This is a genomic window from Verminephrobacter eiseniae EF01-2 (assembly GCF_000015565.1).
GTDB classification, from domain to species: domain Bacteria; phylum Pseudomonadota; class Gammaproteobacteria; order Burkholderiales; family Burkholderiaceae_C; genus Acidovorax; species Acidovorax eiseniae.
In genome coordinates, this window is the sequence record NC_008786.1 from 2,322,278 (window position 1) to 2,344,781 (window position 22,504).

22 protein-coding genes are annotated in these 22,504 nt (G+C 66.6%); 11 read left to right on the plus strand and 11 right to left on the minus strand.

The features are described 5' to 3' along the window. Nucleotides 1-14: 14 nt before the first annotated feature. Nucleotides 15-1,511 carry a sugar ABC transporter ATP-binding protein gene (locus VEIS_RS10010; protein ID WP_041949947.1) on the minus strand — a complete coding sequence of 499 codons (1,497 nt, stop codon included), beginning with the start codon at nt 1,509-1,511 and terminating at the stop codon, nt 15-17. A gap of 48 nt (nt 1,512-1,559) precedes the next feature. Between VEIS_RS10010 and VEIS_RS29690 the strand changes: the two genes are divergently transcribed. From VEIS_RS29690 to VEIS_RS10020, 3 genes are read left to right on the plus strand one after another with little or no spacing between them, the layout of a single operon-like run. Next, a complete protein-coding gene (locus VEIS_RS29690; RefSeq protein WP_198137978.1) occupies nt 1,560-1,775 on the plus strand; it encodes a hypothetical protein in 216 nt (71 codons plus the stop codon). A 37-nt stretch (nt 1,776-1,812) separates the two neighbouring features. Continuing rightward, on the plus strand, nt 1,813-3,651 hold the full coding sequence (gene dhaL, locus VEIS_RS10015; protein WP_011809803.1) for a dihydroxyacetone kinase subunit DhaL: 1,839 nt from the start codon (nt 1,813-1,815) through the stop codon (nt 3,649-3,651). A 48-nt stretch (nt 3,652-3,699) separates the two neighbouring features. Then, on the plus strand, nt 3,700-4,416 hold the full coding sequence (locus VEIS_RS10020; RefSeq protein WP_011809804.1) for an HAD family hydrolase: 717 nt from the start codon (nt 3,700-3,702) through the stop codon (nt 4,414-4,416). 17 nt (nt 4,417-4,433) lie between these two features. Here the strand turns inward: VEIS_RS10020 and ppsR are convergent, their stop codons facing one another. Continuing rightward, the gene (ppsR, locus tag VEIS_RS10025) at nt 4,434-5,255 is read right to left on the minus strand and encodes a posphoenolpyruvate synthetase regulatory kinase/phosphorylase PpsR (RefSeq protein WP_011809805.1); all 822 of its coding nucleotides are present in this window, start codon (nt 5,253-5,255) and stop codon (nt 4,434-4,436) included. A 239-nt stretch (nt 5,256-5,494) separates the two neighbouring features. Between ppsR and ppsA the strand changes: the two genes are divergently transcribed. The 4 genes from ppsA (at nt 5,495) to VEIS_RS10045 (ending at nt 11,075) form a co-directional block, all read left to right on the plus strand. After that, nucleotides 5,495-7,900 (plus strand): phosphoenolpyruvate synthase, encoded by a 2,406-nt coding sequence (gene ppsA, locus VEIS_RS10030; RefSeq protein ID WP_011809806.1) that lies wholly within the window; start codon nt 5,495-5,497, stop codon nt 7,898-7,900. Nucleotides 7,901-7,944: 44 nt separating this feature from the next. Then, on the plus strand, nt 7,945-8,298 hold the full coding sequence (locus tag VEIS_RS10035) for a DUF4212 domain-containing protein (protein WP_011809807.1): 354 nt from the start codon (nt 7,945-7,947) through the stop codon (nt 8,296-8,298). Then, complete coding sequence (locus VEIS_RS10040; protein WP_011809808.1) at nt 8,288-10,396, plus strand: VC_2705 family sodium/solute symporter; 2,109 nt, start codon at nt 8,288-8,290, stop codon at nt 10,394-10,396. The genes VEIS_RS10035 and VEIS_RS10040 overlap by 11 nt, the downstream gene beginning before the upstream one ends. 223 nt (nt 10,397-10,619) lie before the next feature. Beyond that, entirely contained in the window at nt 10,620-11,075 is a 456-nt protein-coding gene (locus VEIS_RS10045) for a hypothetical protein (protein ID WP_011809809.1), read from the plus strand. A gap of 13 nt (nt 11,076-11,088) precedes the next feature. On the opposite strand, the gene VEIS_RS31110 is transcribed toward VEIS_RS10045, so the two are convergent. Then, nucleotides 11,089-11,211, minus strand: a complete 123-nt coding sequence (locus VEIS_RS31110; RefSeq protein ID WP_265259634.1) for a hypothetical protein — start codon at nt 11,209-11,211, stop codon at nt 11,089-11,091. Nucleotide 11,212: 1 nt separating this feature from the next. After that, on the minus strand, nt 11,213-11,530 hold the full coding sequence (locus tag VEIS_RS10050) for a winged helix-turn-helix transcriptional regulator (RefSeq protein WP_011809810.1): 318 nt from the start codon (nt 11,528-11,530) through the stop codon (nt 11,213-11,215). A gap of 302 nt (nt 11,531-11,832) precedes the next feature. On the opposite strand from VEIS_RS10050, the gene VEIS_RS28535 reads away from it, so the two are divergent. Beyond that, nucleotides 11,833-12,036, plus strand: a complete 204-nt coding sequence (locus VEIS_RS28535) for a hypothetical protein (RefSeq protein WP_157048459.1) — start codon at nt 11,833-11,835, stop codon at nt 12,034-12,036. Between the two features lie 54 nt (nt 12,037-12,090). Here the strand turns inward: VEIS_RS28535 and VEIS_RS28540 are convergent, their stop codons facing one another. After that, complete coding sequence (locus VEIS_RS28540; RefSeq protein WP_157048460.1) at nt 12,091-12,375, minus strand: hypothetical protein; 285 nt, start codon at nt 12,373-12,375, stop codon at nt 12,091-12,093. On the opposite strand from VEIS_RS28540, the gene VEIS_RS28545 reads away from it, so the two are divergent. Continuing rightward, nucleotides 12,370-12,759: a hypothetical protein gene (locus tag VEIS_RS28545; RefSeq protein ID WP_157048461.1), complete on the plus strand. Its 390-nt coding sequence runs from the start codon at nt 12,370-12,372 to the stop codon at nt 12,757-12,759. The two genes, VEIS_RS28540 and VEIS_RS28545, sit on opposite strands and share 6 nt — an antisense overlap. Nucleotides 12,760-12,813: 54 nt before the next feature. Further along, nucleotides 12,814-14,055 carry a CaiB/BaiF CoA transferase family protein gene (locus tag VEIS_RS10060; protein ID WP_011809813.1) on the plus strand — a complete coding sequence of 414 codons (1,242 nt, stop codon included), beginning with the start codon at nt 12,814-12,816 and terminating at the stop codon, nt 14,053-14,055. Between the two features lie 104 nt (nt 14,056-14,159). Here VEIS_RS10060 and rpoD read toward each other — a convergent pair whose 3' ends face one another. From rpoD to VEIS_RS10070, 3 genes are all read right to left on the minus strand, one after another. Continuing rightward, the gene (gene rpoD / locus VEIS_RS10065) at nt 14,160-16,601 is read right to left on the minus strand and encodes an RNA polymerase sigma factor RpoD (RefSeq protein WP_041949949.1); all 2,442 of its coding nucleotides are present in this window, start codon (nt 16,599-16,601) and stop codon (nt 14,160-14,162) included. Next, nucleotides 16,591-17,079: a hypothetical protein gene (locus tag VEIS_RS28550; RefSeq protein ID WP_157048462.1), complete on the minus strand. Its 489-nt coding sequence runs from the start codon at nt 17,077-17,079 to the stop codon at nt 16,591-16,593. The genes rpoD and VEIS_RS28550 overlap by 11 nt, the downstream gene beginning before the upstream one ends. Before the next feature lie 67 nt (nt 17,080-17,146). After that, entirely contained in the window at nt 17,147-18,079 is a 933-nt protein-coding gene (locus tag VEIS_RS10070) for an MBL fold metallo-hydrolase (RefSeq protein WP_011809815.1), read from the minus strand. Between the two features lie 287 nt (nt 18,080-18,366). Here VEIS_RS10070 and VEIS_RS10075 point away from each other — a divergent pair, with 287 nt between their 5' ends. Continuing rightward, complete coding sequence (locus tag VEIS_RS10075) at nt 18,367-19,296, plus strand: LysR family transcriptional regulator (RefSeq protein ID WP_011809816.1); 930 nt, start codon at nt 18,367-18,369, stop codon at nt 19,294-19,296. Between the two features lie 173 nt (nt 19,297-19,469). Here VEIS_RS10075 and VEIS_RS10080 read toward each other — a convergent pair whose 3' ends face one another. From VEIS_RS10080 to VEIS_RS10090, 3 genes are all read right to left on the minus strand, one after another. Further along, nucleotides 19,470-20,450, minus strand: coding sequence for an ABC transporter ATP-binding protein (locus tag VEIS_RS10080; protein ID WP_011809817.1), 981 nt, complete (start codon nt 20,448-20,450; stop codon nt 19,470-19,472). Between the two features lie 89 nt (nt 20,451-20,539). Continuing rightward, nucleotides 20,540-21,580 carry an ABC transporter ATP-binding protein gene (locus tag VEIS_RS10085; RefSeq protein WP_011809818.1) on the minus strand — a complete coding sequence of 347 codons (1,041 nt, stop codon included), beginning with the start codon at nt 21,578-21,580 and terminating at the stop codon, nt 20,540-20,542. Nucleotides 21,581-21,595: 15 nt separating this feature from the next. Next, on the minus strand, nt 21,596-22,498 hold the full coding sequence (locus VEIS_RS10090; RefSeq protein WP_041950725.1) for an ABC transporter permease: 903 nt from the start codon (nt 22,496-22,498) through the stop codon (nt 21,596-21,598). Nucleotides 22,499-22,504 lie beyond the last annotated feature (6 nt).

Sequence of the window (22,504 nt, forward strand, 5' to 3'; positions counted from 1 at the left end):
GGGGCGTAGGCATCTCAGGATGCCAGGTGCAGCAATTGTTCTTGCGTGGCGTCTGCGACCGCAACGACTTGTGCCAGCCGGCCTTTATTGAAGATGGCGATGCGGTCGCTCAGGGTCAGCAGTTCGGGCGCTTCGGACGAGACCACGATCGCCGCGCCACCCTGGGCGGTGAACTGCCCGATCAGCGCATAGACCTCGCGTTTGGCGCCTTCATCGATGCCGCGCGTAGGCTCGTCGCACAGCAGGCACAGCGGATCGGTCGCCAGGCAGCGCGCCAGCACCACCTTTTGCTGGTTGCCCCCCGACAGGCCCGAGACGGCCATGCGCGGCGTCGCCAGTTTGATGCGCAGGCGCTCCACCATGCGGGCCACCAGCGCGCGCTCGCGGCCGCGCCGCACCACGCCGGCGCGGGTCAGCGCCGGCAATGCCGCCAGGCTCACGTTGTCGGCCACCGACGCGGTCAGCACCAGGCCGGTGGCCTTGCGGTCCTCGGTCACCAGCGCCAGGCCCCGGCGGATGGCCTGGTGCGGCCGGCCGGCCGGCAGGATCCGGCCCTCGAGCCGAACCGAACCGCTGTCGGGCGCGGTGATGCCGTAGACGCAGTGCAGAAACTCGCTGCGACCCGAACCCATCAGCCCGTAAATGCCGAGCACTTCGCCGGGCGCGACCTGCAAACTGATGTCGTCGAACTCGCCGGCGCGGCCCAGGCCCTGGACCGAGAGCAGCGCCGGCGCGCTGCTGCCCGTTGGCTGGTGCGCGCTGGCGTGCAACTCGCGCCCGACGATCTGGCGCACGAGGTGGCGCCGGTCGATGTCGGCCAGCCTGCCGGTTTCGACGAAGTCGCCGTCGCGCAGCACCGTGTAGCTGTCGGCGATGGCGAAAATCTCCGACAGCCGGTGCGAGACATAGATCACGCCCGCGCCCTGGGCCGTGACCCCACGGATGGCCTGGAACAGCGTTTGCGCCTCCTGCTCGCCAATGGCCGAGGTAGGCTCGTCCATGATCAGCACGCGGCTGGCATGGCTGAAGGCTTTGGCGATCTCCACCAATTGGGTCTGCGCCAGGCTCAGCCGGTGCATCGGCGCGCGCGGATCGATGCCAAAGCGCAGCCGCTGCAACAGCGCGCCGGCCACGGCGAACAGCCGCTTGTAGTCGATCATGACGCCGGCCTTGCGCGGCTCGCGGCCGAGAAAGATGTTCTCGGCCACGGTCATGCCCGGAATCGGCGAAAGCTCCTGCGTGATGATGGAAATCCTGGCCGCCAGCGCCTCGGCCGGGCTGGCGAAATCGACCGCAACGCCGTCCACCTGCAGCGTGCCCGCGTCGCGGCGCAGCAAGCCCATCAGGATGTTCAAAAAGGTCGACTTGCCCGCGCCGTTGCCGCCGCACAGCGCATGCACCGAACCGGCCCGCAACGCCAGACGCCCGTCGCGCAGGGCCGCAACGCCGTTGAAGCTCTTGGCGATGCCCTGGGCGTGGAGCAACAGCGGGGCGGCGGGGGAGGCAGGCATCGGAATCGGGGTCGGGGTCGGAAATCGGGGTCGAAATTCGCTCTTTGTGTGAGCAATTACGCGACTGGTGAGCGAATGCGTCAACCTGGGGAAAACCCATGGGAGCAGCGCCAGCCCACCATGTGCCGGAAAAATCCCCATGAAATCAACGATCTTCAGGCCGGCACCGCTCTTTCAGCGCGCTCAGGCCGGGCATTTTCAGGCATTGGCCGCTTGGCAGCCGATCGACAAGCCATTACATTCAACCAAACTTTGAACAAATGAAACAGACAACCAACAGACAACCCATAGGAGACCTGCCGTGCCGTTGAATCGTGTCATCAACAACCCCGACCATGTGGTCGAAGACATGCTGGCCGGGTGGTTGCTCGCCCATGCCGACACGGTGGTCGCCACCGACAACCCGCGCGTGCTCCGGCGCCGCGCGGCGCCGCAGGCCGGCAAGGTGGGCGTGGTCACCGGCGGCGGCTCCGGGCATGAGCCTGCGTTCCTGGGCTATCTGGGCGATGGCCTGTTGGACGCGGTGGCCATCGGCGAGATTTTTTCCTCCCCCACCGCTCGCAGTTTCATGGACGCGATACGCGCGGCCGACGGCGGCGCCGGCGTGGCCTGCCTGTACGGCAATTACGCCGGCGACAACATGAACGTGCAGTTGGCCACCCGGATGGCCGAACGCGAGGGCATCACGGTGCAGACCGTGGTTGCCAACGACGATGTGGCCTCCGCCCCCCGGGGCGACGAAGGCCGCCGCCGTGGCGTGGCCGGCGAGATACTGATGTGGAAGGTGGGGGCGGCCAAGGCGGCGCAGGGCGGCTCGCTGGCCGAGGTGATCGCCGTCGCGCGCAAGGCCATCGAGCACACGCGCAGCGTCGGCATCGGCCTGTCGGCCTGCGTCATCCCGGCGGTGGGCAAGGCCAACTTCACGATCGAAGCCGGCAGCATGGAAATGGGCATCGGCCACCACGGGGAACCCGGCGTCGCCGTGTGCGCCACGGCCAGCGCGGCGCAGATGGCGCAGCAGATGCTCGACATGGTGCTGCCCGACCTGCCCTTTGGCGCCGGCGACCGCGTGGCGGTGCTGGTCTCGGGGCTGGGCGCCACGCCGCTGATGGAGCAATACATCCTCTATGCTGAAGTCACCCGGCGCCTGCAGGCCGCCGGCATCACGGTCGCGTTCAACAGGGTCGGCAACCTTTTCACGTCGCTGGAGATGATGGGCGTGACGCTGACGTTGATGAAGCTCGACGATGAATTGCAGGCTTGCCTTGGCGCTGCGTGCCAATCGGTGGGTCTCGCCCTGCGCCCATCAGGTTCGGCACCGTACCCATCGGCAGGTTTCGCGCCGCAGCCATCGGCCGCCTTGGCGCCGCACCCGCCGGCAGGCTTGCCGGTGGCGGGCGCCGCCATGCGGCAGCAGGCGGGCCTGGCGGCGGCCACCGGGCCAGCCGCCAGGCCCCAGCCCGGCACCGCCCGCAGCGTGCAGGGGCCGGCGCTGGACATGGCCCGCTGCGGCGCTCTGGTGCGCGAACTGATAGATACCATCTGCGCCCATCGCCAGTACCTGAGCGAGATCGACGGGTTGATCGGCGATGGCGACCACGGCATCAACATGAGCAAGGGCTTTGCCGGGTGCGGCGAGCGGCTCGACCGGTTGGGCGAGGCCGAGGCGCTGCAATTGCCCAAGGCGCTGGAGCAGTTGTCGCAGGCGCTGATGGACGACATCGGCGGCTCCATGGGCCCGCTGTACGGCCGCTTTTTCATGGGCTTCGTCAGCACGCTGGAGCACCATGCGCAGCTCGACGCCGCCCTGTTCGGCCAGGCGCTGGCCGCCGCAGTGGCGAACGTGCAGGCCATGGGCAACGCGCAGCCGGGCGACAAGACGCTGATCGACACGCTGGTGCCGGCCTGCGCCGCCTACCGCCAGGCGCTCGAAGAAGGCCGGGACTTCGCGCAAGCGCTCGATGCCATGCGCGACGCGGCCGAAGCCGGCAAGGAATCCACGCGCGCGCTACAGGCGCGCGTAGGCCGCTCGGCCCGGCTCGGAGCGCGCTCGATCGGCGTGCTCGACGCGGGCGCGAGCTCCTGCTTTTTGATCCTGCAATCGATGGCGCGCTCGCTGCAGCGCCAACTGTCGGCGTGATGCTGCCGGCGTGCTGCCGAGCCAGCCTCGTCCACCGGAAGGAACCCCATGCCTGCCATTGAAATGGAAGCCGTCGTCTTCGACATGGACGGCGTCCTGATCGACTCCGAAGTCATCTGGCGCCAGGTGCGCACCGAGTTTTGCGCCGAAAACGGCATGTGCTGGAGCGCCGCAGACCAGGAATCGACGATGGGCTGCAACACCGCGATGTGGTCGCGCATCATGGTGCAGCGCCTGCAACTGCGCGCCAGACTGGGAATGGACGAGGCCGCCATCGCGCGCGAAATCAAGGCGCGCCTGCTGAGCAAGTACCAGGCCAGGCTGCCCGAGCGCGAGGGTGCGATTGCCGCAGTGCAGCGCGTTGCGACGCGCTACAAGGTGGCGCTGGCCTCGGGCTCGCCGAACGACATCGCGGCCCATGTGATGCGGGTGACGGGCCTGGACCGGGTGTTCCTGGCCGCCACCTACGGCGACGATGTGGCGCAGGGCAAGCCCGCGCCCGACATTTACCTGGACGTGCTCAGGAAAATCGGCGTTGCACCGCAGCACGCGCTGGGCGTGGAAGATTCAGGCAACGGCATCCGCTCGCTGCACGCCGCCGGCATGGGCATCATTGCCGCGCCCGGCCCCGAGTTTGCGCTGACCGACGAGTTGCTCGCGCTGGCCGACGGGTGCATTGGATCGATGACCGAATTGAGCCTGGACATGGTCCGGGACATAGGGCATCGGCGCGCCGGGCGCCTGCGCAGTCGCACGCCCGGATAGCGCGGGCTTTTCGGCCTTCAGTACACCAGCCGCTCGGGCCGAAGCTCCTGCAAGATGGTGGTGGCGATTTCTTCGATCGATTTGGTGGTGGTCGACAGCCAGCGGATGCTCGATCGGCGCATCATGGCCTCGGCCCCGGCGATTTCTGCGCGGCAGTTGTCCAGGCTGGCATAGCGGGAGTTCGGGCGGCGCTCGTTGCGGATTTCCGCCAGCCGCTCGGCCTGGATCGTCAGGCCGAAGATCTTCTTGCGGTGCGGCTCCAGCGCCGGCGGCAGTTGGCGGCGCTCGAAGTCCTCCGGAATCAGCGGGTAGTTGGCGGTCTTCAGGCCGCATTGCATCGCCAGGTACAGGCTGGTCGGGGTCTTGCCGCTGCGGCTGACGCCGACCAGGATCACGTCGGCGCCGGCCAGGTCGTGGTGGCTCTGGCCATCGTCATGCGCCAGGCTGAAGTTGATGGCCGCGATGCGGTCGCTGTATTCCTTGCTGTGGCTGGCGTCGCTGAAACGGCCCACACGGTGGTGCGACTTGATGCCCAGTTCCTGCTCCAGCGGGTGCACGAAGGTGCCGAACATGTCCAGCAGCATGCCTTGGCAGCCGTCTTGCAGGGTCTTGAGCACTTCCATGTTCACCAGCGTGGTAAAGACGATGGGCTTTTTGCCTTCCACTTCGCCGCAGTGGTTGATCTGCCGCACGGCCTGGTGGGCCTTGTCCACGGTGTCGACGAAGGGCAGGCGCACATGGCGCGGTTTCATCTCGAACTGGGCGAGGATGGCGTTGCCGAAGGTCTCGGCGGTGATGCCGGTGCCGTCGGAGACGAAAAATACGGTGCGCGAGTGCATGCAATTCCTTGGGTTCAAAGCCTTGGCCGATGCCCCGGCCCGGCGCCGGCCGCCGATGGCGGAGCCTACAATCGGCACGAATTATCCCTGCCCCGCATTCTCGCCATGCACCCCCGCATTCTCACCATGCACTGCGCCACACCAGCACAACGACAAAGCCGCAGCCCGTGCATGGCCGCCCGCCCCCGGTGTGCCAGGGGGCGGCGCGCAGACCCGGTTTCAACTTCTGGAGTTTTTCCATGTCTGCACTTTTCAGCCCGACCGCCCTGGTCGTACCGTTTGAAAACCTGAGAATGACCGATGTCGAGGCCGTGGGCGGGAAAAACGCCAGCCTCGGCGAGATGATCTCGCAGCTACCGCAGGGCGTGCGTGTGCCGACGGGCTTTGCCACCACGGCCCATGCGTTTCGCGAATTCCTCAAGCACGGCGCGCTGGCCGAGCGCATCGATGCCAGGCTCAGCCGCCTCGACACCGAGGACATGCGCGCCCTTGCGGCTGCGGGGGCCGAGATTCGCGCGCTGGTGCAAGCCCAGCCCTTCCCGGACGAACTGCGGCAGGCGCTGGCCAGCGAATTTGCCCGGCTCAGCGCCGGCAACCCCGGCGCATCGTTTGCCGTGCGCTCGTCCGCCACCGCCGAGGACCTGCCCGATGCCTCATTTGCCGGCCAGCAGGAGAGCTTTCTGAATGTGCTCGGCCTGGACGAAGTCATGCACAGGATGAAGCAGGTGTTTGCTTCGCTGTACAACGACCGCGCCATCTCCTACCGCGTGCACAAGGGCTTTGCACATGCCGGCGTGGCCCTGTCGGCCGGTGTGCAGCGCATGGTGCGCTCCGACCTGGGCGCGGCCGGCGTGATGTTCACGATCGACACCGAATCCGGCTTTTCCGACGTGGTGTTCATCACCAGCAGCTACGGCCTGGGCGAGACGGTGGTGCAGGGCGCCGTGAACCCCGACGAGTTCTACGTGCACAAGCCCATGCTGCGCGCCGGCAAGCAGGCGCTGATCCGGCGCAACCTGGGCAGCAAACTGGTGCAGATGGTGTATGCCCAAGAGCAGACCCGGGGCGGCCAGCGGGTCCGGACCGTGGAGGTGCCCGCCGAGCAGCGCAACCGTTATTCGCTGACCGACGCCGAGGTCGGGCAACTGGCGCACTACGCGCTGGTGATCGAGCAGCACTATGGCCGCGCGATGGACATCGAATGGGGCAAGGACGGCAGCGACGGCCTGCTGTACATCCTTCAGGCCAGGCCCGAGACCGTCAAAAGCCAGGCCAAGGGCCAGGCCGAACTGCGCTACCAGCTCAAGGGCCGGGGCGCCGTGCTGGCCGAAGGCCGCGCGATTGGCCAGAAGATCGGCACCGGCCCGGTGCGCCTGGTGCACAGCATTGCCGACATCGGCCAGGTCCAGCCCGGCGATGTGCTGGTGACCGACATGACCGACCCGAACTGGGAGCCTGTAATGCAGCGCGCCAGCGCCATCGTCACCAACCGGGGCGGGCGCACCTGCCACGCGGCGATCATTGCGCGTGAACTGGGCATCCCCGCCGTGGTCGGCTGCGGCGACGCGACCGGGCGCCTGAAAGACGGCATGCTGGTCACCGTCAGTTGCGCCGAGGGCGACACCGGCCGCATCTACGACGGCCTGCTCGACACCGAAGTGACCGAGGTGCCGCGTGGCGCGATGCCGGCCGTGGCGACCAAGATCATGATGAACGTCGGCAACCCCCAACTGGCGTTCGACTTTGCCCAGTTGCCCAACGACGGCGTGGGCCTGGCGCGCCTGGAGTTCATCATCAACAACAACATCGGCGTGCACCCGAAGGCCATTTTGGACTACCCGCTGATCGACGCCGACCTCAAGCAAGCCGTCGAATCCGTGGCCCGTGGCCATGCCAGCCCGCGCGCGTTCTACGTCGACAAGGTCGCCGAAGGCGTGGCCACGATTGCGGCGGCGTTTTATCCCAAGCCGGTGATCGTGCGCCTGTCGGACTTCAAGAGCAACGAGTACCGCAAGCTCATCGGCGGCAGCCGCTACGAGCCCGAGGAAGAAAACCCGATGCTCGGCTTTCGCGGCGCGGCGCGCTACCTCAGCGAGGACTTCGGCGCCGCCTTTGCGATGGAATGCGAGGCGCTCAAGCGCGTGCGCAACGACATGGGCCTGAGCAATGTGCAACTGATGGTGCCCTTTGTGCGCACGCTGGCGCAGGCCGAGCGCGTCACCTCTTTGCTGGCCAGCCACGGCCTGCAGCGCGGGCAGGACGGGCTCAAACTGATCATGATGTGCGAAGTGCCGAGCAACGCCATCCTGGCCGAGCGGTTTTTGGCGTTCTTCGACGGCTTTTCCATCGGCTCGAACGACCTGACCCAGCTCACGCTGGGCCTGGACCGCGACTCGGGCCTGGAACTGCTGGCGCAGGACTTCGACGAGCGCGACCCGGCCGTGCAAGCGCTGATCCACCAAGTCATCCAGGCCTGCCTGGCGCAGGGCAAGTACATCGGCATTTGCGGCCAAGGCCCCAGTGACCACCCGGACTTTGCGCAGTGGCTGGCCGACGAGGGCATCTCGTCGATCTCGCTCAACCCGGACAGCGTGATCGCCACCTGGCACCAGCTTGCAAGCCGCGCGCAGCCACGGGCAAGCTAAGCACTGGCCCAAGCCCCGCCACTGGCCCGCTCAGGCAACCCCCGATGATGCTGCCCCCGCCCGCAGACCAGCCCGACAGACCCATGGCAAGCCCGTTCCCGCCCGAACTGCACGATGTGCGCCATCTCTGGCTCAAGGCCGGATTGCTGCTGCTGTGGGCGCTGGTGTCGTTTGGCGCCAGCTACTTCGCCCGGGATTTGCAGACCCTGGTGCTCGGTGTCTGGCCGCTGGGCTACTGGATCGTCGCCCAGGGCGCGGTGCTGGTGTTCATCGCCATCGTCGTGGTTTACGCTTGGGCCATGAACCGCTTCGAGCGCCAGGATCAGCAGCGCCAGGACCATCGGCGCCAGATGCCGGAGCCAGCGCCCGGCAACGCCGATCACCCCCATGGCTGGTGAGCACGGCTCCGGTAGCGTGGCGGGCGACCGCGCCTACCTGTGGCGGCTGCACCGCATCCTGGCGCTGTATGTGGCCGGGGTGCTGGGCTTTCTGGCGCTGATGGTCTGGGCCGAGCGCCAGGGCCTGTCGCGCCACTGGATCGGCCCGATCTTCCTGTTCGTCACGGTGATGGTCTACGCCGCCATCGGCGTGTATGGCCGCACGACCGACCCGCAGGACTACTACGTCGCCGGGCGGCGCATTCCGCCGATGTACAACGGCATGGCCACCGCCGCCGACTGGATGAGCGCCGCCTCCTTCATCAGCCTGTCCGGGGCGCTGTACCTGCAGGGCTTTTCGGGCACGCCGGGACATGCGGGCGGGCTGGCCTATCTGCTCGGCTGGACCGGCGGCTTTTGCCTGGTGGCGATGCTCATCGCGCCGCAGTTGCGGGCCATGGGGCTGTACACCGTGCCCGACTTCTTTGCGGTGCGCTTCGGCGGGCGCTGGCCCCGCATCATCGCCGCGCTGGCGGCCGTGCTGTGCTCCTTCACCTATGTGGTCGCGCAAATCCATGGCGTCGGGCTGATCGCCTCGCGCCTGACCGGAGTGCAATTCGAGATCGGGATCATGCTCGGCCTCGGGGGCGTGCTGCTGTGCTCGTTTCTCGGCGGCATGCGCGCGATCACCTGGACGCAGGTGGCGCAATACGTGGTGCTATTGCTGGCGTTCATGATCCCGGTATCGTGGCTCGCCTACAAGCAATTGGGCAACCCGCTGGCGTTTCTGGTCTATGGCCAGCAGATCAGCAAGATTGCCGGCCTGGAGGCGCAGCTGATGGACTCTGCGGCCGAGCACCAAGTGGTGCAAACCTATCTGCAGCGCGCCGAGGATCACCGGCAGCGGCTGCAGGACGTGCCGGCCGCGCTGGCGCTCGAGCGCGAAAAGCTGCATCAGCGCATCCGCGCGCTGCGCGCCCAGAACGCAGATGTGGGCCTGATCATCGCGGCCAACCGCGAACTGGCGGCGCTGCCCCGCGACGCTGACGCGGCACGCGCGCGCTGGAGCCGCGAGATGCAGGAAAACTACGAGCGCGCGCGCCCGTTGGGCGGCCTGCCGGCGCACAGCCAGGCCTATCCGGGCGACCCCGATGGCACGCCGCAGGAGCAGCGCGACTACGAACTGGCGCGGCGCAACTTTCTGGCGCTGATGTTCTGCCTGATGGTGGGCACGGCGGGCTTGCCGCATCTGCTCACCCGCTACTACACCGTGCCCTCGGTGGCGGCGGCACGCGCATCCGTGGGCTGGTCGCTGTTCTTCATTGCGCTGCTGTACCTGAGCGCCCCGGCCCTGGCCGTGCTGGTCAAGTTCGAGGTCATGCAAAACCTGGTGGGCAGCAGCTTCGCGACGCTGCCGAACTGGATCGCGCAATGGGCGCGGATGGACAGTTCCTTGCTGTCGGTGCAAGATGTCAATCGCGATGGGCTGATCCAGTTGGGCGAAATCCGGCTCGGCACCGACTTGATCATGCTGGCCACCCCGGAACTGGGCGGTCTGCCCTATGTGGTGTCGGGCATGGTGGCGGCCGGCGGCTTGGCGGCGGCGCTGTCCACGGCCGACGGCCTGCTGCTGACCATCAGCAATGCGCTGGTGCGGGACCTGTATTTTCAGGGCCAGCAGCGGCAGGCCTCGCCCGAGCAGCGGGTGATCCTGACCAAGTTCACGCTGCTGCTGGTGGCCTTGACGGCGGCCTTCGTCGCGGCGCTCAAACCCTCGGCGATACTGACCATGGTGTCGGCCTCGTTTTCGCTGGCGGCATCGGCCTTCGTGCCGGTGATGGTGTTGGGCATCTTCTGGCGCGGCACCACCCGGCAAGGGGCGGTGGCGGGCATGTTGGGCGGGCTGGGTGTTACGGTGTACTACATGTTGTCACTATTGTCGCACTTGCCTATGATGCGGGTCTTGCCCGATGGGCTGTTGCCCGACGGACTCTGGTTCGGGATCGAGCCGATTTCTGCGGGCGTGTTCGGTGTTCCTTGTGGACTGCTGCTGACCGTGCTCGTGAGCTGGATCACGCGGCCGGCTGAGGCGCCGCCGCGTATCCGCTGCAAGACGTAAACCGGCACCGGACCGGGCTGTTGGAACGACTGGCAGCCCCGCCAATGTCCAGCCCCATTCGGTCGGGGGCGGAACAGGAGACTCGTGTTTTCCGGAAGGCATGAAACGATGCCTGAGCGTGTTGCGATGTCCGGCGCAGGGGCGGGTGTTTCAATCCCGTACATCAGTGCTTCTGATGCATCCCTTGCGCGGGTACTCAACGGTTGTTTTGCGAGGGGGTACCATGGTTCTCATCAAAACCCAGGCCGGGCAAGAGGCGCTCAAGAACCGGCACGGCAGTTTGAGTTCGCGCCAGCGGTCGGCCTTCATTTTGTTTGACGGCAAGCGCAGCATCGATGAAGTTCTGGGCGCGACCGTCGCCATGGGCATCACGCAGGGCGATGTCCAGGCCATGATGGACGCGGGACTGCTGGTGCCGCTGCCGGAGCAACCGCCGGCGGCGGTGCCTGCCACCGCGCCACCGGAGCAAGACCCGGGGCGCTCGCCGCCGCAGCGCTACCAGGCGGCCTACCCGATCGCCGCCGAGTTGACGGCGCGTCTGGGGTTGCGCGGTTTTCGCCTGAACCTGGCGGTCGAGGGGGCCAGGAGCTTTGACGATCTGGCGGCGCTGGCCCCGAAAATCCGGGAGGCCGTAGGCGCTGCCCAGTACGAACCGCTGGACAAGGCGCTGTTTGACTGAACCGCCTCCGGTTTCAGCGCAGACCCATGCCAACGGGCACCGCCCCGAAGCCGGGCAGGCCACGGAACCGGCCTTGCCAAGCCGCCGGCCACATGCAGGCGCCGCCGGCGGCGCGCAGGGGCAGGGGGCGTTTCACATCAACCTGCTTCCACCTTCTTGGCCTGGCTGGCCACCCAGCGGGTGGCGAAGGCTTGCACATCGTTCAGCCGCTTGAGCAGATCGGCGCCCGAGGGGGTGATGGTGTAGCCGTCGCTGCCATGGTCGACAAAGCCTGCGGCGCGCAGTTCCTTGAGGCGGGTGTTGAGCGTATTGGGGGTGATGCTGCCCACGCTGTCTTGCAGCAGACGAAAGGTTTGGGGATGACCGTCCTTCAAGGCCCACAGCACGCGCAGCGCATAGCGGCATTCGAGCTTTGCGAACAACTGGTTGATGGCGGTATTTTCTTTGGAGCTCATGGACGCTTCTCCTGGCGCAAGTATCAGGGTCGGTGCTCAGTGCGGGTGGTCGCCTGCACGGCACTGCCGGACACGCTGCCACTTTGCAGCGCGAAACCTATTTTGCTACAAGTTTGGTAGCTCAAAATGCATGATACATATACGCTGGCACGATATTATGTATCAGACTGTTGTGGGCGTTTCATGGTTTGGGATGGCATGCAGACAGCGGCGTGCGGCGCTGGCGGCAACGGTGCAACCCATCGGGCACGGCCCCGGGCATTTGGAAAATAAGCCGGTCAAAATCTTCCGTACAGTGCGCGATGAGCGCCGCGCGGCCGCCCGAAGGCGAAGCTGCTCCACCAGTGGGCCACGAATCCGTCATTTCATGCTGCCTTGCGCTTCTCATCGCTTCCATCGTCCCGGCGATGCTTTGGGCTTTGGCCACCGGGGCCAATGATTTCATTCCTGAAACATCCGTGCACTTTGTCGGCTTCGCGTTCACGAACGATTTGAAAATGGAATAAGGGATGGCTGGCGTGCGGTATCGCAGGGATCGGCAATGCCATCGCCTCGACGGTTCAGGCCATCATTGCCTGGTTGGTGATTTCCGAAAGCGGCATGGCTTCAGCGACCGCCTGGCTGGCCAACCAATATCCCGGTGCCGCCTGCACCATGTATCCGGGAGTGACGCTGCTGCGCGTCAGGCATTCTGGTGCGCTCGGCGGTAATGGCAATGCAAGCGATATGGCCCCCTGACCCATTTGCAAGAGGGCTTCATGTTTGCCCCCTTCAACCCGAAAGCCCTGTTGTTTTTTGCCGCGCGGTTGCCGCAATTCATCGATCGGCGCCAAATCGGGATGCAAAATCTGCTGCTGATTTTCAACCCGATAGGGCAGATTGCCAGCGCCTGTTTCATGGCGTATGCGCTGGCCGGTGTCGCCATCAGGAAAATCCTCGGCAAATCAAGGCATGGCGGCAAGGTATTGGGTTTGTCGATCGCCATGGCCGGTGTGGCACTGCTGTCGGGTCGCCCCCTTTTGCGGTGTAAGCCCGCAGCGCAGTGCCCCAAGGTGGCAAGGATGGAAATGAAGCTAGTGTCGCGTCACCGATCATCTGTCGGTCTGCGCTGGCCATCGAAGCGCATCGCGGCGTTGCATCGCTTGCCAATACAGATCGGTATGGGCTGCGCGATGCGCCTTGCGCTGCGCTCCGATGGCTGCGCGCAGCCTACGACATCTGATCCGTGACGCGACACTAGGAATGTCCGGCCCACAGCGCGCAAAATCCCGTATCGTTGCCCCATGACTTGCACACCCATCGCGCCCACTGCTGCGTCTGGCGCAGCGCAGGCTGACCGCCGTCCTTTGCCCCTCGATGGCCTGCGGGTCGTGGAATTCACGCACATGGTGATGGGGCCTACCTGCGGCATGGTGCTGGCCGATCTTGGTGCCGAGGTCATCAAGGTCGAGCCGGTCGATGGTGATCGCACGCGCCATCTGCTGGGGTCGGGGGCGGGCTTTTTTTCGATGTTCAACCGCAACAAGAAAAGCATCGCGCTCGATCTGCGCAGCCCCGAGGGGCTGGAAGTGGCGCACAAACTGGCGGCATCGGCCGATGTGGTGGTGCAGAACTTCAAACCCGGGGTGATGGCGAAATACAGGCTCGACTACGCTGCGCTGAGTCCGCGCAATCCGCGCCTGATCCTTGTGAACCACAGCGGCTTTTTACCCGGGCCTTACGAGCACCGCACTGCGCTCGACGAAGTGGTGCAGATGATGGGGGGCCTGGCCTACATGACGGGCCGCCCGGGCGATCCGCTGCGGGCCGGCGCCAGCGTGAACGACATCATGGGCGGCATGTTCGGCGCCCTCGGGGCCATCGCGGCGCTGATGCAGCGCGGCATCACCGGGCGCGGGCAGGAGGTGGATTCGGCATTGTTCGAGAACAACGTCTTTCTGGTCGGCCAGCATATGCTGCAGTACGCCGTGACCGGCCAGCCGGCGGCCCCGATGCCCGAGCGTATTTCGTCCTGGGCGCTGTACGACGTGTTCAGCGTGAAAGACGGCGAGCAGATATTTTTGGCGGCGGTCAGCGATGCACAGTGGCTGGCGTTTTGCGATGCGCTGGGCTTTGCGGACCTGAAGGCCGATCCGCAATTGCTGAGCAACAACGATCGCGTGCGCGCCCGTGCCAGGCTGCTGCCCGAACTGCGCCAGCGCCTGGCCGAATACAGCGCCGGCGAACTGGCGGCCATCTTCGAGCAACGAGGACTGCCGTTTGCGCCGATCGCGCGGCCCGAGCAACTGTTCGACGACCCGCACCTGAACGCGACCGGGGGCCTGGCCGACATCACCTTGCCCGATGGCGAACGGGCAGGGCAGACGGTGCGCACTGCGCTGCTGCCGCTGCGCATGGCCGGGCAGCGGCTCGGTGTGCGCTCGCCGCCGCCGGTTCTGGGTCAGCACACCGCTGCCCTGATGGCAGAGCTGGGCTACACACCGGAGCAGGTGCAGGCCCTGCAAGGCAAGCAGGCCGTGGCCTGAGCCATGCATCAGGGATGGCGGCCCCCGGCGGCAGGGCCGTCGTAGCGGGGCCGAGCCTGCGTGTTTTTCACCGTTTGCGCGGCGTGCGTCCGCAGGGGTGCGTGCTATATCGAGTCGATGAAGCTGCGCAACTTGTCCGAACGGCTCGGGTGCTTGAGCTTGCGCAGCGCCTTGGCTTCTATCTGGCGGATGCGCTCGCGCGTCACGTCAAATTGCTTGCCCACTTCTTCCAGCGTGTGGTCGCTGGTCATCTCGATGCCGAAGCGCATCCGCAGCACCTTGGCTTCGCGCGGCGTCAGGCCGTCGAGGATGTCCTTGACCACGTCGCGCAGGCCGGCCTGCATCGCGGCTTCTATCGGGGCGGTGTTGCTCGCGTCCTCGATGAAATCGCCCAGGTGGCTGTCGTCGTCGTCCCCGATCGGGGTTTCCATCGAGATCGGTTCTTTGGCGATCTTCATGATCTTGCGGATCTTGTCCTCGGGTATCTCCATTTTGGCGGCCAGCAGCGAGGCATCGGGCTCGAAGCCGAACTCCTGCAAGTGCTGGCGGCTGATGCGGTTCATCTTGTTGATGGTCTCTATCATGTGCACCGGGATGCGGATGGTGCGCGCCTGGTCGGCGATCGAGCGCGTGATGGCCTGGCGGATCCACCAGGTGGCATAGGTCGAGAATTTGTAGCCGCGGCGGTATTCGAATTTGTCCACGGCCTTCATCAGGCCGATGTTGCCCTCCTGTATCAGGTCCAGGAATTGCAGGCCACGGTTGGTGTACTTCTTGGCAATCGAGATCACCAGGCGCAGGTTGGCCTCGATCATTTCCTTTTTGGCATCGCGCGAGGTGGCCTCGCCTTCATTCATGCGCTTGTTGATGACCTTGAGCTCGGTCAGCGGCACCACCACGCGCGACTGCAAGTCCATCAGCTTTTGCTGCAAATCCTGGATCGGCGGGATGTTGCGCGCAATGATCGAAGACCAGGGCTTGCCCATGGCCGCCTGCTTTTCCACCCATTGCAGGTTCAGCAGGTTGGGCGGGAAATCCTTGATGAAGGTTTCCTGCGGCATGCCGCATTTGTCCACGATGATGCGGCGCAGCTCGCGTTCTTTCCGGCGCACATCATCGACCTGGCCGCGCACCATGTCGCACAGTTTTTCGATGGTCTTGGCGGTAAAGCGTATGGTCATCAGCTCGGCCGACAGGGCTTGCTGGGCCTGCACGTAGGCCAGCGTGCCGTAGCCGTCCTTGTCGTAGACCTTGTGCATTTTCTCGAACAGATCGCGCAGTTTGTCAAAGCGTTCCAGGGCCTGCTTTTTGAGTTCTTCGAGCTTTTTGGTCAGCGCCTTGGAGCCGCCCTTGCCGTCGTCGTCATCGGCTTCGTCAAATTCGTCGAAGTCTTCTTCGGCCACGTAGTCGTCGGCCTCGTTGGGGTTGGAAAAGCCATCGACGATGGTCGAGATCACGACCTTGCCTGCGCGGATTTCCTCGCCCATGTTCAGTATTTCGGCGATGGTGGCTGGCGACGCGCTGATCGCCTCCATCATCGCCATCAGGCCGCCTTCGATGCGTTTGGCGATTTCGATCTCGCCTTCGCGCGTGAGCAGTTCCACGGTGCCCATCTCGCGCATGTACATGCGCACCGGGTCGGTGGTGCGGCCGAACTCGCTGTCGACGGTAGACAGGGCCGCTTCGGCGGCCTCTTCGGCCTCTTCTTCGCTGGCGCCGGTGGGGGCATTGTCGGTAATGATCAGCGCTTCGGCATCGGGCGTTTGCTCGTAGACGGCCACGCCCAGGTCGTTCAGCGTGGTGATGACGGCTTCCAGCGTTTCGGCATCGACCAGTTTGTCGGGCAAGTGGTCGGAAATCTCGACATGGGTCAGGTAGCCGCGCGTCTTGCCCAGTTTGATCAGGGTCTTCAGGCGCGAACGGCGCCGGGCCAGGTCTTCCTCGGACAGAACGGTCTCGTCCAGGCCGAACTCCTTCATCAGCGCGCGTTCCTTGGCCTTGCTGATCTTCATGCGCAGCGGCTTGACCTTCTCGACCGCAACCGCCGCTTCGGGAACCTCCTCGACCTCGCCTTCCAGGTCTGCTTCTACATCGGACAGGTCGGTGTCGTCACTGCGCGCGGGCGCCACCACGGTGCTGCCCGGATCGGCACTCTGGTTGCCGGCAGGCTTTGGCTTGGGGTCGCGCTTGGCGGGGGGTGTCCTGGTTGCAGCCGCCGCAGTAGTAGTAGCGGCGGTGGCAGCCGGGGCCGGGGTTTTTTTCGGGGGGGTGCTTCCGGCCGGGGCGGCCGGTTTGCTGGCGCTGGCGGGCTTGCTTTTGGGCAAGTCGCTGGCGGGTTTGGCCGCAGCGACTTTTGTCTGCTCGGCAGTGTTTTTCACGGGCATGGCTTTGGCGGTCTTGGCGGCCGGTGCCGTCGGGGCGGGGGCGGGCTTTTTGCTTGCGGCCTTCGCGGGCGCCGCGGGCGTCTTGGCAGCCGGGGCGGCAGGCGCCTTCGTGGCGGGGCCTGGAGCAGATTTGGGCGGCTTTGCAGACTTTTCAGCGGGCATGGAACAACCTCGAAATCAAAAACGGACACATGGAAAACATCAGCCGGACACCGCCGGCGCCACCGCTACCGGCGCGGCTGGCAACGCGCAGCTTCAAGGTCTGCGCGCTTTGCGGGCGGGCCGGCAAGGGGCCTGGGCGATCATTGGGTGTGCAGTCCTTGCGCTGGGCGGGGGTCGGTGGTGAGCCAGTGGTGGGCATTCGTGCGTCGTTTTTCACGGCGGCCCGGCGTGGGTGCTGCCAGCGTCGCTCTCGCCGATGACAAACCGCGCATTGTACCTTCGAGTACCTTGGGTGTGCTTTCGGATGGCGGGACACTGGTGTCGCGTCACCGATCAGATGTCGTAGGCTGCGCGCAGCCATCGGAGCGCAGCGCAAGGCGCATCGCGCAGCCAATACTGAGCGTATTGGCAAGCGATGCAACGCCGCGATGCGCTTCGATGGCCAGCGCAGACCGACAGATGATCGGTGACGCGACACCAGCCGGCCCCGGGCGGGTCCCCGGCAGGCGCCAGGGGCGCAGCAAACTGCAAGCCAGGCCCATCCCTCAGGCATTGTGCAGCCACTCGCGCTGGCGCACGGCCGCGCCGGAACGCACCAGATCGTCGACCAGGCTGCTGAGCCATTCGGCGGCGGTCTGGTCGGCGAAATGGCGCGCGTGCAACATGTCGAAGTACGGTGTGGCCTGCGCCCAACGGCTGAGCTCGGCCATGGTGATCTGCTGCCACGCCAGCAACTTGTATTTGAGCAGCACCTTGGCCGCATACAGCGCGTGCTTGGTCGGGTTGCGCACAAAGCCGTCGAGGCGGCGGCGCGCGCCTTCCAGCGCGCGCGGGGCATCGGCAAACACCGGGCCGTGGCCCGGAATCACCACCCGGGGGGCCAGGGCCTCGATCAGATCGAGCGTGGCGGCCACTTCGGCAAATGCCGCGCCGCCGCCGGCCAGTTCGGGGAACACCACGCCAAAGCCGTTTTCCCAGAGCGCATCGGCCGACAGCAGGATGCGCTGCTGCGGCTCGAACAGCACCACCGAGTGCGGGTCATGCCCGGGGGCGGCATGTATCTGCCAGGGCCGGTTGCCCAGCAGCACGCAGGAGTCGGGCGTGAGCAGCGTGTCGAAGTGGAACGGCGGGCATTCCTGGCCGGTGGGCGTGTAGCTCAGCGCCTGGGGGTCCCAGTGGCGCACATGGAGCGCCTGCCCCGGTGGAATGGCCGTGCGCAGCGCTGGCCAGGCGCGTTGCAGCGCGGCATTGCCGCCGCAGTGGTCGCTGTGCAGGTGGGTGTTGAGGATGCGGTCCAGCGGGCGCTCGCCCAGGCTGGCTTGCACCAGGGACAGGGTTTGTTCGGCATGGCCGCAGTAGCCGGTGTCCACCAGGGCCGTGTCCTGCGGGCCGATGAACAGGATGTTGTTGGCCGACAACCAGCCGCGTTCGAGGACGGTGATCTCTGGTGTCAAAAGCGCGCGCGGGTCGGTGGGCATGGCCGGGAATGCGGGTGTTCGCGGGGGCGGTTGCGGTTGCGGGGGCAGGCGTCCGGACTGTCCAGCGTACCGCAGACTGCTGCGGCCCGAAGCGCTCCAAAACCCGCATCGGCGCTGCCAGCGCTGCCGATGGCCGGCACGCTGCGGCCTGCGCTTTGCCGCAGGCGGTGCACGGCCCGGGGGGTGCCATCGAGGTATCGTCGGGCCGCAGCTTGCTGCGTTCCGGCATCCCGATGGCCGGTGCGCCTATCGATGGGCATCGATGCAGCACAATGGAGAGAAGCACCATGGCGCCCCAATTTGCCGATCTCGATTTGCGGCTGATCCGCGTCTTCCTGGCCATCGTCGACGCGGGCGGGCTGTCGGCCGCGCAAAGGACGCTCAACGTGGGCCAGCCGACCCTGAGCAGCCAACTGGCGACACTGGAAACCCGGTTGGGCTTTTCCTTGTGCGCGCGCGGCCGTGGCGGCTTTCAGCTCACGCCCAAGGGCGAGCGTTTCACCCCGATCGCCCGGCGGTTGATCGACACCTTGAGCGACTTCAGCGCGCAGGCGCACCATCTGGAGCGCCAGTTGGTCGGCAGCCTGAACATCGGCCTGATCGGGTATGCGCCGATCGAGCAAAACCGGCGCATCGCCCAGGCCATCGCGCGTTTTCGCCAGCGCGACGAAGCGGTGCGCTTCGTCATCATCGTGCGCTCGCCCAGCCATCTGGAGGAGCAACTGGTCAGCGGGCAAATCCAGGTGGCGGTCGGCTATTTCTGGCGCCATATGCCGACGCTGGAATACACCCCGCTGTTCTCGGAGCGGCAACTGGCCTATTGCGGCCGGGAGCACCCGCTGTTCGACCGGGCCGGCCAACTGATGCCAGACGAGCTCTCGGGCTGCGACTGGGTCTGGCGCAGCTACCCGCTGCCCGAAGCGCAGCAATGGCTGCCCGCGCTGCAAATCACGGCGGTGACCGACAACATGGAGGCGACGGCGGTGCTGGTGCTGTCTGGGCGGCACCTGGGCTATCTGCCGGAGCACTTTGCCGCGTCCTATGTCGAGGCCGGTTTGCTGGCGCCGGTGAATCCGGCGGTGATGTATTACGACGTGCAGTTCCACATGGTTTCGCGCCGGCGCGAGCGTCTGAACGACATCACGCTGGCGTTTCTGGAGGATCTCGGGCAGGCGCATCCGTTGGCGCAAGGCGGTCGTTCCAAGCCCGGAACATAGCCGCATCGCGGCACCGGCCCTGGCCGCAGCGCGCCGCTGCGCTGCGCTCGGCCAAGGCGATCGATGACCGGTTCGACCCCGCCGGCCCGGGCGGCGACAAGCCCGGCGGCGCGCGGTGCCAGCGGCATCGATGACGCGCGCACCACCGGACAACCGGACAGCCCGTCAGTCCGTCAGTCCGGCAATGTGGCGGCATCCGTATGGATGCAGCGCAGGCGACGATTCGGTGCGATTTCGACCATCGGCGGCGGCGCGGCGTGGCAGGCCGCGCGCGCGAGCGCGCAGCGCTCGGCAAAGGCGCAGCCGGGCGGCAGCGCGCACAGGTCGGGCGGCGCGCCGGCGATGGTCGCAAGCCGCGTGCCGCGTGCCAGCGCGCCGTGCGCGCTGCTCTTGAGCAGTGCGATGGTGTATGGATGGCGCGGCGCGCCGAGCAGTTCGCGGACCGTGCCTTCCTCGACGATGCGGCCCGCATACATCACGGCGATGCGGTCGGCGATCTCGACGGCGGCGCCGATGTCGTGCGTGACGAAGATCACCGACAGGCCGAGGTCGCGCTGCAACTGGCGCAGCAGCAACAAAATCTGGATTTGCACCGTCGCGTCGAGCGCGGTGGTCGGCTCGTCGGCCAGCAGCAACTGCGGCTGGCAGGCCAGCGCGAGCGCAATCATCGCGCGCTGGCGCATGCCGCCGGACAGCTCATGCGGGTAGGCGGCCAGGCGCCGCTCGGGACTTGGAATCTGCACGCGCTCGAACAGCGCGAGCGCGCGTTGCCGGGCCTCGGCCCGGGTGACGGATTCGTGGCGGCGGATCGATTCGACGATCTGCGCGCCGATCGGATAGACCGGGTCGAGCGCCAGCAGCGGCTCCTGGAAGATCATCGACGCGACCTTGCCGCGAAAGTCGGCCAATTCGCGCTGCGACAGCGCGAGCACGGCGCGACCGGCCACCTCCACCAGGCCGTCGATGCGCGTGCGCCGCTCCGGGTGCAGGCGCAGCAAGGTGCGCATGGTCACGCTCTTGCCCGAGCCCGACTCGCCGATCAGCGCGAGCACCTCGCCGCGCTGCACTTGCAGGCTCACGCCGCTGATGGCGCGCACGGGTTTGCCGCCGCCGCTGCCGCTGAAGGTGACGCCAAGGTCGCGCAGCCGGACCATGGGTTCGGCTGAAGCGCCGTTTGCTGCGCTCGCTGGAGTACCTTCGCCTTCGGCTGCGGTATGAACGCCCTCGGGCGGCCGGGCGGCGTTCATGCGGCCGGCCTTTGCCGGCGCTGTTGCGCCATCGGGTGCCCGCTGTCCGGTTCATGGACCAGGCAACTTGCCGCATGTTGCGCCCCGGCGGCGATGGGCTTGGGCGCGCGCCGGGCGCACACCGGCGCGGCAAGCGCGCAGCGCGGGTGAAAGCGGCAGCCCGTGGGCGGGTCGATCGGATTCGGCGGATCGCCCGAGAGCGCTGCTTTCTCGCTGCGCTGCTCCGGGTCCAGCGACGGTATCGACGACAGCAGCGCGCGCGTGTACGGATGCGCCGGCGCTGCGTACAGCGCATCGACCGGGCCGATCTCGACCACCTGGCCCAGGTACATCACCATGACGCGGTCGCTCATGTAGCGCACCACGTTCAGGTCGTGGCTGATGAACAGATAGGTCAGGCCGAACTCCGTTTTCAGATCCAGCAGCAGGTTGATGACCTGCGCCTGGACCGATCTGTCCAGCGCCGACACCGCCTCGTCGAGGATGACCATGCGCGGCTGCAGCGCCAGCGCCCGCGCAATGTTCACGCGCTGGCGCTGGCCGCCCGACAACTCGTGCGGATAACGCTCGGCCAAGCGCTGCGGCGGCAGCCCCACGCGCGCGAGCAGGTCGCGCGCGTTCGAGCGCGCCGCGCGCCGGGGCATGCCGTGCACCTGCGGGCCGAAGGCCACCGTGTCCTCGATGCTCAGGCGCGGGTTCAGCGAGGCATAGCTGTCCTGGAACACCATCTGCACCTGGCGGCGGAATTCCTTGAGCGGCAGGTCGCGGCCGCCGATCGCGCGGCCGTCGAACACCATCTGGCCGCGCGTCGGTTTCAGCAACTGCATCAGCAGGCGCGCGGTCGTGGACTTGCCGCAGCCCGATTCGCCGACCACGCCGAGCGTCTCGCCCTTCATGACCTGAAAGTCCACGCCGTCCACGGCGCGCACCACGGTGCCGGCGCCGAACGCGGTTTTCTTGAGCGGAAAATGCTTGACCATGCCGCTGATGGTCAGCAGCGGTTGCGCCGGTCCGCCGATATCGATGGGTTGCTCCATCGTTTAGCCCTTGGTTTAGCCCTTGTTGTCCATCGCCGAACGCAGGCCGTCGGACAGGAGGTTGAAAGAGATCGAGGTGATGAAGATCATCACGCCCGGCAGCGCTGCCACCCAGGGCTGCACGTAGATCGCGGTGCGCAGCGTGTTGAGCATCAGGCCCCATTCGGGCTCCGGCGGCTTGACGCCCAGGCCCAGGAACGACAGGCCCGAGGCCAGGATCATCGAGACCGCGATCAGGCCGGTCGCATAGACGAAGATCGGCCCGAGCACATTGCCCAGCACATGCACCCGCACGATGGTCAAGGGGCCGGCGCCCGAGGCGCGCGCCGCTTGCACGTAATCGCGGGTGCGCACCTGCGTGGTCACGCTTTCGGCCACGCGCGCGATCTGCGGAATGAACACGATGGTCAGCGAGATCAGCGAATTGACCACGCCCGCGCCCAGCGTGCCCGACAGCGCGATGGCCAGCAGCACCGATGGGAAGGCGTAGAACACGTCGATGGTGCGCATGATCAGCGTGTTCACCAGGCCGCCGGCATAGCCGGCAACGATGCCGATGGCCGTGCCCAGCACGAAGGCGCAGAGCACCGGCGTGATGCCAATGAAAAGGGACAAGCGCGCGCCGATGATCAGCCGCGTGAGCATGTCGCGGCCCAGTTCATCGCTGCCCAGCGGCAAGCCTGCGGTGCCTATCGGTTTGAGCCGCTGGAGCATCGACGACTGGTACGGGTCTGCCGGTGCGAGCCACGGGCCGAACAGCGCCAGCAGCAGCAACAGCAACACGACGCTGGCCGCGCCGACCGCGACCGGGTCGCGGCGCAGGCGCAGCCAGACGCTGGCCCAGTAGCCGCGCTGGCGCCGGGCCGGCAAGGCCGGGGCGGCGCCAGCAGTGGCCGGGCGGGTGGGCATGGTGTGCATGATGGG